The organism is Arhodomonas sp. KWT (assembly GCF_010993615.1).
Genome location: NZ_WNXE01000068.1, coordinates 6,085 through 15,053 on the forward strand (window position 1 = coordinate 6,085; position 8,969 = coordinate 15,053).

General features: G+C 68.5%; 11 protein-coding genes. All 11 read right to left on the bottom strand.

Annotation, left to right across the window (positions count from 1 at the left end):
* Positions 1 to 588 (bottom strand): biotin/lipoyl-containing protein (locus G7A99_RS11315; RefSeq protein ID WP_205599817.1); only part of this gene is annotated, 588 nt, incomplete at its 3' end.
* Between the two features lie 77 nt (positions 589 to 665).
* Complete coding sequence (locus G7A99_RS11320) at positions 666 to 3,485, bottom strand: 2-oxoglutarate dehydrogenase E1 component (RefSeq protein WP_018718100.1); 2,820 nt, start codon at positions 3,483 to 3,485, stop codon at positions 666 to 668.
* Between the two features lie 523 nt (positions 3,486 to 4,008).
* Positions 4,009 to 4,767, bottom strand: a complete 759-nt coding sequence (tatC, locus tag G7A99_RS11325) for a twin-arginine translocase subunit TatC (RefSeq protein WP_018718099.1) — start codon at positions 4,765 to 4,767, stop codon at positions 4,009 to 4,011.
* The gene (tatB, locus tag G7A99_RS11330) at positions 4,764 to 5,159 is read right to left on the bottom strand and encodes a Sec-independent protein translocase protein TatB (protein ID WP_163140258.1); all 396 of its coding nucleotides are present in this window, start codon (positions 5,157 to 5,159) and stop codon (positions 4,764 to 4,766) included. The genes tatC and tatB overlap by 4 nt, the downstream gene beginning before the upstream one ends.
* An 18-nt stretch (positions 5,160 to 5,177) precedes the next feature.
* Positions 5,178 to 5,438 (bottom strand): Sec-independent protein translocase subunit TatA, encoded by a 261-nt coding sequence (tatA, locus tag G7A99_RS11335; protein ID WP_018718097.1) that lies wholly within the window; start codon positions 5,436 to 5,438, stop codon positions 5,178 to 5,180.
* Positions 5,439 to 5,490: 52 nt separating this feature from the next.
* Positions 5,491 to 5,814: a phosphoribosyl-ATP diphosphatase gene (locus G7A99_RS11340; RefSeq protein WP_018718096.1), complete on the bottom strand. Its 324-nt coding sequence runs from the start codon at positions 5,812 to 5,814 to the stop codon at positions 5,491 to 5,493.
* Positions 5,807 to 6,202 carry a phosphoribosyl-AMP cyclohydrolase gene (gene hisI, locus G7A99_RS11345; RefSeq protein ID WP_018718095.1) on the bottom strand — a complete coding sequence of 132 codons (396 nt, stop codon included), beginning with the start codon at positions 6,200 to 6,202 and terminating at the stop codon, positions 5,807 to 5,809. The genes G7A99_RS11340 and hisI overlap by 8 nt, the downstream gene beginning before the upstream one ends.
* Positions 6,199 to 6,972 (bottom strand): imidazole glycerol phosphate synthase subunit HisF, encoded by a 774-nt coding sequence (hisF, locus tag G7A99_RS11350; protein ID WP_018718094.1) that lies wholly within the window; start codon positions 6,970 to 6,972, stop codon positions 6,199 to 6,201. Before hisF ends, hisI begins: the two co-directional genes overlap by 4 nt.
* The gene (gene hisA / locus G7A99_RS11355; protein ID WP_163140261.1) at positions 6,972 to 7,715 is read right to left on the bottom strand and encodes a 1-(5-phosphoribosyl)-5-[(5-phosphoribosylamino)methylideneamino]imidazole-4-carboxamide isomerase; all 744 of its coding nucleotides are present in this window, start codon (positions 7,713 to 7,715) and stop codon (positions 6,972 to 6,974) included. Before hisA ends, hisF begins: the two co-directional genes overlap by 1 nt.
* 66 nt (positions 7,716 to 7,781) lie before the next feature.
* Complete coding sequence (hisH, locus tag G7A99_RS11360; RefSeq protein WP_163140263.1) at positions 7,782 to 8,420, bottom strand: imidazole glycerol phosphate synthase subunit HisH; 639 nt, start codon at positions 8,418 to 8,420, stop codon at positions 7,782 to 7,784.
* A gap of 10 nt (positions 8,421 to 8,430) precedes the next feature.
* The coding region (gene hisB, locus G7A99_RS11365) for an imidazoleglycerol-phosphate dehydratase HisB (RefSeq protein ID WP_163140265.1) at positions 8,431 to 8,969 on the bottom strand (539 nt) is incomplete at its 5' end.

Sequence of the window (8,969 nt, forward strand, 5' to 3'; positions counted from 1 at the left end):
CGACTTGGACTCGGCCGGGGCGCTGCGCCGACCCGCCGGCTCCGGCTCGCGGGGCTTGCGCTCGGCGGCACCGCTGTCGCCGCTGTCGAGATAGCGCTGCACGTCCTCCTTGGTGATCCGCCCGTCGCGGCCGGTCCCCTCGATGCGGGACGGATCCAGGTCGTTCTCGGCGACCATCCGCCGCACCGCGGGAGAGAGGTCCTGGTCCGGCTCGGCGGCCGGGGCCTTGCCGGCGGAGGACTCGGCGGGCTCCGGCTCGGGCTCGGCGGCCGGCTCGGCCTCCTGCTTGCCCGCGGACTCGGCCGGCGCCTCCCCGGCAGACTCCTGCTTCGCCGCGGCACCCGCACCGCCGCCCTCGCCGAGGGTGGCGATGACCTCGTCGGCGGTGACCGTGTCGCCCTCGTTCTTGAGGATCTCGCCGAGCACCCCGTCCTCCGGGGCCGGCACCTCGAGCACGACCTTGTCGGTCTCGATATCGACCAGGTTCTCGTCGCGTTCCACCGCGTCACCGGGCTGCTTGTGCCAGGTGACCACGGTGGCCTCGGTCACGGATTCGGGCAGTGCGGGTACCTTGACTTCGATACTCATCGATTCCTCGCTTGTTGTCCTCGGTGGCCCCATCCCCGGGCCTGGATTATCGGCGCGATGCGCTTACCGGTTCGTGTTCAGCCGAGCGCGGCCTCGACGAGGCGGCGCTGCTGCTCGTGGTGGAGCTTGGCATAGCCCACGGCCGGCGAGGCGGACGGATCCCGGCCGGCATAGCTGAGCGACTGCTCGCGGGTCATGCAGTTCCGCACGTGATGCTGGATCTGGTACCACGCGCCCTGGTTCTGGGGCTCCTCCTGGCACCAGACCACCTCCTTGGCCCCCTTGTAGCGGCGCTTGAGCAGCGCGGAGAGCTCCTTCTCCGGGAAGGGGTAGAGCTGCTCGACGCGCACGATGGCGACGTCGTCCTGCTCGCGCTTGCGCCGCTCCTGGAGCAGGTCGTAGTAGACCTTGCCGCTGCACACCACCACGCGGTTGATCGACTTGACCTTCATCTCGTCGATCTCGTCGATGACGCGGTGGAAGCGCCCGCGGGAGAGCTCGTCCAGCACCGAGGTCGAGAGCTTGTGGCGGAGCAGCGACTTCGGCGTCATCACGATCAGGGGCTTGCGCGTGGTCTGCAGCATCTGCCGGCGCAGCATGTGGAAGAACTGCGCCGGGGTGGAAGGCACGCAGACCTGGATGTTCTGCTCCGCGCACAGCTGCAGGAAGCGCTCCAGTCGCGCCGAGGAGTGCTCCGGCCCCTGGCCTTCATAGCCGTGGGGCAGGAACATCGTCAGCCCGCAGAGCCGGCCCCACTTGGCCTGCCCGGAGCTGATGAACTGGTCGATGACCACCTGCGCGCCGTTGACGAAGTCACCGAACTGCGCCTCCCAGATCGTCAGCGTCTGCGGATCCGAGGTGGAGTAGCCGTACTCGAAACCGAGCACCGCCTCCTCCGAGAGCAGCGAGTCGATGACCGTGAAGCTCGCCGGGTCCTCGCCGACGTCCTTGAGCGGCACGTGGGTGGTGCCGTCCTTCGCGTTGTGGAGCACGGCGTTGCGATGGAAGAAGGTGCCGCGGCCGGAATCCTGGCCGGTGAGGCGCACCTGCCAGCCCTCCTCGAGGAGGCTCGCGTAGGCCATGGTCTCGGCAAAGCCCCAGTCCATGGCCAGCGCGCCGGCGGCCATCTTGCGCCGGCTCTCCATCATGCTCGCCACCCGGGGGTTGAGTTCGAAGCCCTCGGGCAGGCGCTGGAGGTGCTCCTGCAGGCCGCGGATGCGCTCCAGCGAGACGGCCGTCTCGACCTCCTGGTCCTCGCCGCCGGAGAAGAAGGGCGACCAGTCGACCAGGAACTCATTCTGGACGTCCTCGACCATGTTGGGTGCGACGACCTCACCCTCGTCGAGGCGGTCACGGTAGCTGCGCTCCATGCGCTTGGCGTCGTCGCCGGCGATGACGTCGTCCCCGACCAGGCGCTCGGCGTAGAGCTTGCGCAGCGGCGTGTGCTTCTTGATCTTCTGGTACATCATCGGCTGGGTCGCCGAGGGCTCGTCCGCCTCGTTGTGCCCGTGCCGGCGATAGCAGATGACGTCGATGACCACATCGCGGCGGAAACGCTTGCGGTAGTCCATCGCCAGCTGGGTGACGAACAGCACCGCCTCCGGGTCATCGCCGTTGACGTGGAAGATCGGCGCCTGAACCATCTTCGCGACCTCGGTGCAGTAGAACGTCGAGCGCGAGTCGAGCGGATTCGAGGTGGTGAAGCCGATCTGGTTGTTGATGATCACGTGCATGGTGCCGCCGGTATAGAAACCGCGGGCCTGGGAGAGCTGGAAGGTCTCCATGATCACGCCCTGGCCGGCGAAGGCGGCGTCACCGTGGATGAGCACCGGCAGGACCTCGTCGCCGGTGGCGTCGTGTCGACGCTGCATGCGCGCCCGGGTCGAGCCGACGACCACCGGGTTGACGATCTCCAGGTGCGAGGGGTTGAACGCCAGCGCCAGATGGAGCGCCCCGCCGGACGTCTGGATGTCCGACGAATAGCCCATGTGGTACTTCACGTCGCCGGCGGTGGCGTTGTCCAGCTCGTAGTCGCCCTCGAACTCGGCGAACAGCTCCGCCGGCGACTTGCCGAGCAGGTTAACCAGCACGTTCAGCCGGCCGCGGTGGGCCATGCCGAGCACCATCTCGCGCACGCCCTGGCTGCCCCCGCGCTGCACCACCTCGTCGAGCAGCGGGATGATGACCTCGCCGCCCTCCAGGGAGAAGCGCTTCTGGCCGACGTACTTGCTGTTGAGGTACTTCTCGATGCCCTCCGCGGCAGTGATGCTCTCCAGCAGCCGGCGCCGGCGCTCGGTGTCGAGCTCGGGCCGCGCGCGCGGGCGCTCCAGGCGCTCCTGGATCCAGCGCTTCTGCGCGGTGTCGGTGATGTGCATGTACTCCGAGCCGATCTTGCCCGCGTACACGTCCTCACACAGGGCGATGATCTCGCGCAGCGTGAGCTGCTCCGAGGTGAACAGCGAACCGGTATTGAACCGCCGGTCCATGTCCTCCCCGGTCAGGCCGTGGTACGCCGGATCGAGATCCGGCACCTCGGGCTTGGCGCGGAGATTGAGCGGATCGATGTCGGCGCGCTGGTGGCCGCGGAAGCGGTAGGCGTTGATCAGCCGCAGCACCGCCGCCTGCTTCTGGGCGACCTCCGGGGCGATCTCGCCGGTGGCCGCGCCGTTGTGGCCGCGGCGGCGGCCGATCTCGGCGAACTCCTCGCGGATCGGACCGTGGGGGACGTCCCGCACGGCGGCGCCGTCACCGGCCTCGAGGCCCTGGAAGTAGCGCTTCCACTCGGTGTTCACGGAGTCGGGATCGTTCAGGTAGGCCTCGTAGAGGGCCTCCATGTAGCTGGCATTGCTGCCGCTGAGATAGGAGTTACGCAGTAACCGTTCAAAAGCACCATTCATGGAAAGATCACCCGGTGATTGACGCGCGTGTGCAGGGACGGACTTACGGCAAAAGGTAGCCCACCACACCACCTCCGCCAGCGACCGGCGGCCGGAGACAGGGGGTTCGGATGGAGCACGGGATGGGCTGAGACCGGATGCCGGGGAGCGGCTTCGGGATGGCGGGACGGCAGGCATGGAACACGGCCGGCGCGCCCGTCGGGACGGGCTCCCGCGCGGTGCTCGCGGCACGGCCCCGGGGACCTGCCCCGGGGTCCGCCGGGGCGTTGTGCTGCAGGGCCGGATGCACTGGCTCCGGAAGCGTTCATCTCACGCTGTGCCCGACTGTCCTTGCCGCAAATGAAGGTTTCGCGTGCGGCACTCATTCAATCTCTGACACCAAAGGCCTTCGCGAAACGGGCTTAATACCATACGCGCCGCCGGTCACAAGCGCAACAGTGGCAAGGGTTTACACCCCGAAACAGCCCCTTGCGAAACCGGCAGAGCTCAAACCAGTGAGTTTTCTTACCAAAAGGTAAGCGTCTCACTCGTCCTCATCGGCCGAGCCGGGGAGAAAACGCGAGAAGATCAGCCCGAGCTCGAAGAGCAGCCAGATCGGCACCGCGAGCAGCACCTGGGAGATGACGTCGGGCGGGGTGAGCAGCATCCCCACGGTGAACGCGACCACGATCACGTAGGGCCGCTTCGCGCCCAGCTCGCGACGGGAGATCACGCCGCTTCGGATCAGCAGAATGGTGGCAATCGGCACCTCGAACGAGGCACCGAAGGCGAAGAACAGCGTGAGCACGAAGGAGAGATACTCGCCGATGTCGGTCATCATCGACACCCCCTCGGGGGTGACGCCGGCGAAGAACCGGAACACCAGCGGGAAGACCACGAAATAGGCGAACGCCATGCCCAGGTAGAACAGCGCCACGCTGGAGGCCACCAGCGGCCAGATCAGCCGGCGCTCGTGGCGGTACAGCCCGGGGGCGACGAACGCCCACACCTGGTAGAGGATGTAGGGGATGCACACGAAGAACGCGCAGACCAGCGCGAGCTTGAGCGGGATCAGGAAGGGCGTCGCCACCTGGGTGGCGATCATCTGGGCGCCCTCCGGCAGCACGGCCTGCAGCGGCCCGGCGAGCCAGTGGTAGAGCGGCTCCCGGAACGGGTAGAGCACCAGGAAGACGGCGAGGGTGACGAGCAGCGAGCGCATCAGCCGGCTGCGCAGCTCGAGCAGGTGACTGAGCAGCGGGCGGTCGTCGTCGTCCACCGACTGGTCGTGGGGCTCCACGCTCATTGTCCGTTACGGTCCCGTGTCTCTGTGCCGGCATTCTGCTCGCCGGCGTCGCTGTCACTGTCACCGCCGCCGGTGGTGCTCTCGGCGGACGCGGAGGCGGCCTCCTCCACTTCCGAGCGCGTGCGCTCGGCGGTATCGCGCACCTCGCTCGCGGTGCGCTCCACGCTCTCGCGGAACTCCTGACCGCGCTCGCGCAGGGCGCGCTCGGTGTCACGCAGCCCCTGGAGGTCGGACTCGCGTTCGATTTCGTCGCGCAGGGAGTGGAAGGTGGCGCGGGCCCGTCCGACCCACAGCCCGACCGTCCGGGCAAGCCCCGGCAGCCGCTCGGGGCCGACCACGATGAGCGCGATCACCCCGATGATCAGCAGTTCCCAGAAGCCGACATCAAACATCGGTGTCGGATGCCGGGATCAGCTGGTGTGGTGCCGGTCGCGGCCGGTCTCTTCGGTCTCCGAAGTGGACTCGCCGGGCTTCTCCTCGGAGGCCTCGAGCCGCTCGCCGGAGGCATCGGAGGATTTCTCCTTCTCGCCGTCATCCATGGCGTGCTTGAAGCCGCGCACCGCACCACCAAGATCCGAACCGATGTTGCGCAGCTTCTTGGTGCCGAACAGCAGCAGCACGATGACCAGAATGAGCAGAAGCGACCACACGCTGATACCACCGAAACCCATTTAACCTCTCCTGACAGCTGCAGCCGCCGCCGGCAGGCGGTGGCGTTGTGATCTAGTCGCCGTCGCGCGCGGCCTTTTCGTCCAGGCCGGACAGGCCGAAGCGGCGTCCGAGCTCTTCGAGCACGTCGGCGGGACCCCGACCATAATGCGCCAACATGACCAATGTATGGAACCACAGATCCGCGGTCTCATAAACCAGATGGTCCGTGTCGCCGGACTTCGCGGCGATCACGGTCTCGGTGGCCTCTTCGCCGACCTTCTTGAGGATCTGGTCCTCGCCCCGGGCATACAGCCCCGCCACGTAGGAGCGCCCCGGGTCCTCGCCCTTGCGCGTCTCCAGCACCTCGGCGAGGCGCTCGAGGATACGCTCATCCATTGCCGTTCCCCCCGTAGATCGACGCCGGGTCGCGCAGGACCGGGGCCGTCTCGGCCCAGTCCCCGTCCGCCAGGCGCCGGTAAAAGCAGCTGCGCCGCCCGGTGTGGCAGGCGATCCCGCCGGCCTGGGTCACCCGCAGCAGCACGACATCGCCGTCGCAGTCGATGCGCAGCTCGTGCACCCGCTGGGTGTGGCCCGAGCTCTCGCCCTTGTGCCACAGCCGCCCGCGGGAGCGCGAGTAGTACACCGCCTCGCCCAGCTCGGCGGTCCGCTCCAGGGCCTCGCGGTTCATCCAGGCCATCATCAGGACCTCGCCGTCGCCGGCGTCCTGGGCGATCGCCGCCACCAGGCCGTCGTCGTTCCAGCAAACCTCGTCGAGCCAGCTCATCGGCGCACCTCGATGCCGTGCTCGGCCATGTAGGCCTTGGCCTCGGCGATGGAGTACTCGCCGAAGTGGAAAATGCTCGCCGCCAGCACGGCGTCCGCCCGGCCCTCGAGCACCCCGTCGACGAGATGCTGGAGCGAGCCCACGCCGCCGGAGGCGATGACCGGCACGCCGGTGGCCTCGGAGACGGCGCGGGTGAGCGCGCAGTCGAAGCCCTCGCGGGTGCCGTCACGGTCCATGCTGGTGAGCAGGATCTCGCCGGCGCCGAGCCCGGCCATGTGCCGCGCCCAGTCCACCGCATCCAGACCCGTCTCACGGCGTCCGCCGTGAGTGAATACGGCCCAGCGCGGCTCGCCGTCGACGTCGGCCACACGCTTGGCGTCCACGGCGACGACGATGCACTGCGAGCCGAAGCGCTCGGCGGCCTCCGCCACGAACTCGGGGTGGTGCACGGCGGCGGTATTGATCGCGACCTTGTCCGCACCGGCGTTGAGCAGCCGGCGCACGTCGGCGATCTCGCGCACCCCGCCGCCCACCGTCAGCGGAATGAAGACCTCGCTCGCCACCGCCTCGACCACCTCGACGATGGTCTCGCGGCCCTGGTGGCTGGCGGTGATGTCGAGGAAGGTGATCTCGTCCGCGCCGGCGCGGTCGTATTCCCGGGCCACGGCCACGGGGTCGCCGGCGTCGCGGATGTCGACGAAGCGCACGCCCTTGACCACACGCCCGGCGTCCACGTCCAGGCAGGGGATGATGCGCTTGGCGAGCGCCATTACACGGCCCCCGTGAGCTCGTTGGCGGTGCGCTGGGCCTCGGCGAGGTCGAGACCGCCCTCGTAGAGGGCGCGGCCGACGATGGCCCCGCTGATGCCGCTGTCCGCCGCGGCGCACAGCGCGCGCACGTCGTCCATGGAGGAGACGCCACCGGAGGCGATGACCGGGATCTCCACCGCCCGGGCCAGCCGCGCCGTCGCCTCGACGTTGACGCCGCGCATCATGCCGTCGCGGCCGATGTCGGTGAACACCAGCGCCTCCACGCCGGCGGCCTCGAAACGCCGCGCCATGTCCTCGGCGCTGGCCTGGCTGACCTGCTCCCAGCCGTCGGTGGCGACCATCCCGTCCTTGGCGTCCAGGCCGACGATGATGTGGCCGGGGAACTCGTCGCAGGCGTCGTCGACGAATGCCGGGCGGCGCACCGCCTGGGTGCCGATGATCACGTAGTCGACGCCCACGTCCAGATACGTCTGGATGACATCGAAGCTGCGGATACCGCCGCCGACCTGGATCTCCACGTCCGGATACTCCTCGGCGATGCGCCCGATGATGTCCGCGTTGACCGGGAAGCCGGCCACCGCGCCGTTGAGATCGACGATATGGATGCGCCGCGCACCGGCCTCGATCCAGCGCCCGGCAATGGCAACCGGATCGTCGGAGAAGATCGTCTCGTCGTCCATGCGCCCCTGGCGCAGACGCACGCACTTGCCCTCTTTGAGGTCAATCGCGGGAATCAGCAGCATGTCCGAATCCATTTCACCTGTTCTCGATCGCGACCGCAGCGGGCCGCGCGCTCGTCGGTCGGCGCCTCAGGCGGCGCCGTCCCAGCGGACGAAGTTCGCAAGCAGACGCACACCGGCGTCATGGCTCTTCTCCGGATGGAACTGGGTCGCGAAGATATTGCCGCGCCCGAGCACGCTCGCGAATGGCCCGCCGTAGTCGGTGCGCCCCAGCACCAGGGCATCCTCGTCCGGCTCGGCATAGTAGCTATGCACGAAGTAGAACCACTCGCCGTCGTCAATGCCCGCCCACAATGGGTGGGACGTCGTCTGGCGCACGCGGTTCCATCCCATGTGCGGGACCTTCAGTCCGGTGTCCGCCGCCGTGAAGTGGTGGCGGAAGTGGCGGATCCGCCCGGGAAAGCGCCCGAGCAGGTCGATGCCGCCGTTCTCCTCGCTCCAGGCGAGCAGGACCTGCATGCCCATGCACGCACCGAGGAAGGGCTTGCGGACCATGCTCTCGCCGAGCACGTCGATGAGCTCGTGGGCGTGCAGCGCACTCATGCAGTCCCGCGCCGCGCCCTGGCCGGGAAAGACGACCCGGTCCGCGGCGGCGATGATCTCGGCGTCATCGGTCACCCGCACGTCCCCGGCACCGGCGTGCTCCAGCGCCTTGGCCATGGAGCGCAGGTTGCCCATGCCGTAGTCGACAACGACGGTGCTTGCCATGGACGCCCCCTTACAGTGCGCCCTTGGTGGAGGGCGTCACCCCCGCCTGGCGCTCGTCGAGCTCCACGGCCATGCGCAGGGCGCGGCCGGTGGCCTTGAACACCGTCTCCGCCACGTGGTGCGCGTTGCGCCCGCGCAGGTTGTCCACGTGCAGGGTGATCCAGGCGTGATTGACCAGGCCCTGGAAGAACTCGCTGAACAGGTCGACGTCGAAGCTGCCGATCCGCGCGCGCGGGAACTCAACGTGGAACTCCAGCCCCGGGCGGCCGGAGAAGTCCACCACCACCCGCGAGAGCGCCTCGTCCAGCGGGCAGTAGGCGTGGCCGAAGCGGCGGATGCCCTTCTTGTCGCCGAGTGCCTTCGCGAGCGCCTGGCCCAGGGTAATGCCGACGTCCTCGACGGTGTGGTGATCGTCGATGTGGTGATCGCCCTCGGCCTGGATATCGATGTCGATCAGCCCGTGGCGCGCCACCTGGTCGAGCATGTGCTCGAGGAACGGCACACCGATGTCGATGTTGGATGCCCCCGTGCCGTCGAGATTGACGGTGG

Bases quoted from the DNA above. Each gene is read 5' to 3' on its own strand.
- G7A99_RS11320 (WP_018718100.1), bottom strand. From the start codon at position 3,485: ATGAATGGTGCTTTTGAACGGTTACTGCGTAACTCCTATCTCAGCGGC.
- tatC (WP_018718099.1), bottom strand. From the start codon at position 4,767: ATGAGCGTGGAGCCCCACGACCAGTCGGTGGACGACGACGACCGCCCG.
- tatB (WP_163140258.1), bottom strand. From the start codon at position 5,159: ATGTTTGATGTCGGCTTCTGGGAACTGCTGATCATCGGGGTGATCGCG.
- tatA (WP_018718097.1), bottom strand. From the start codon at position 5,438: ATGGGTTTCGGTGGTATCAGCGTGTGGTCGCTTCTGCTCATTCTGGTC.
- G7A99_RS11340 (WP_018718096.1), bottom strand. From the start codon at position 5,814: ATGGATGAGCGTATCCTCGAGCGCCTCGCCGAGGTGCTGGAGACGCGC.
- hisI (WP_018718095.1), bottom strand. From the start codon at position 6,202: ATGAGCTGGCTCGACGAGGTTTGCTGGAACGACGACGGCCTGGTGGCG.
- hisF (WP_018718094.1), bottom strand. From the start codon at position 6,972: ATGGCGCTCGCCAAGCGCATCATCCCCTGCCTGGACGTGGACGCCGGG.
- hisA (WP_163140261.1), bottom strand. From the start codon at position 7,715: ATGCTGCTGATTCCCGCGATTGACCTCAAAGAGGGCAAGTGCGTGCGT.
- hisH (WP_163140263.1), bottom strand. From the start codon at position 8,420: ATGGCAAGCACCGTCGTTGTCGACTACGGCATGGGCAACCTGCGCTCC.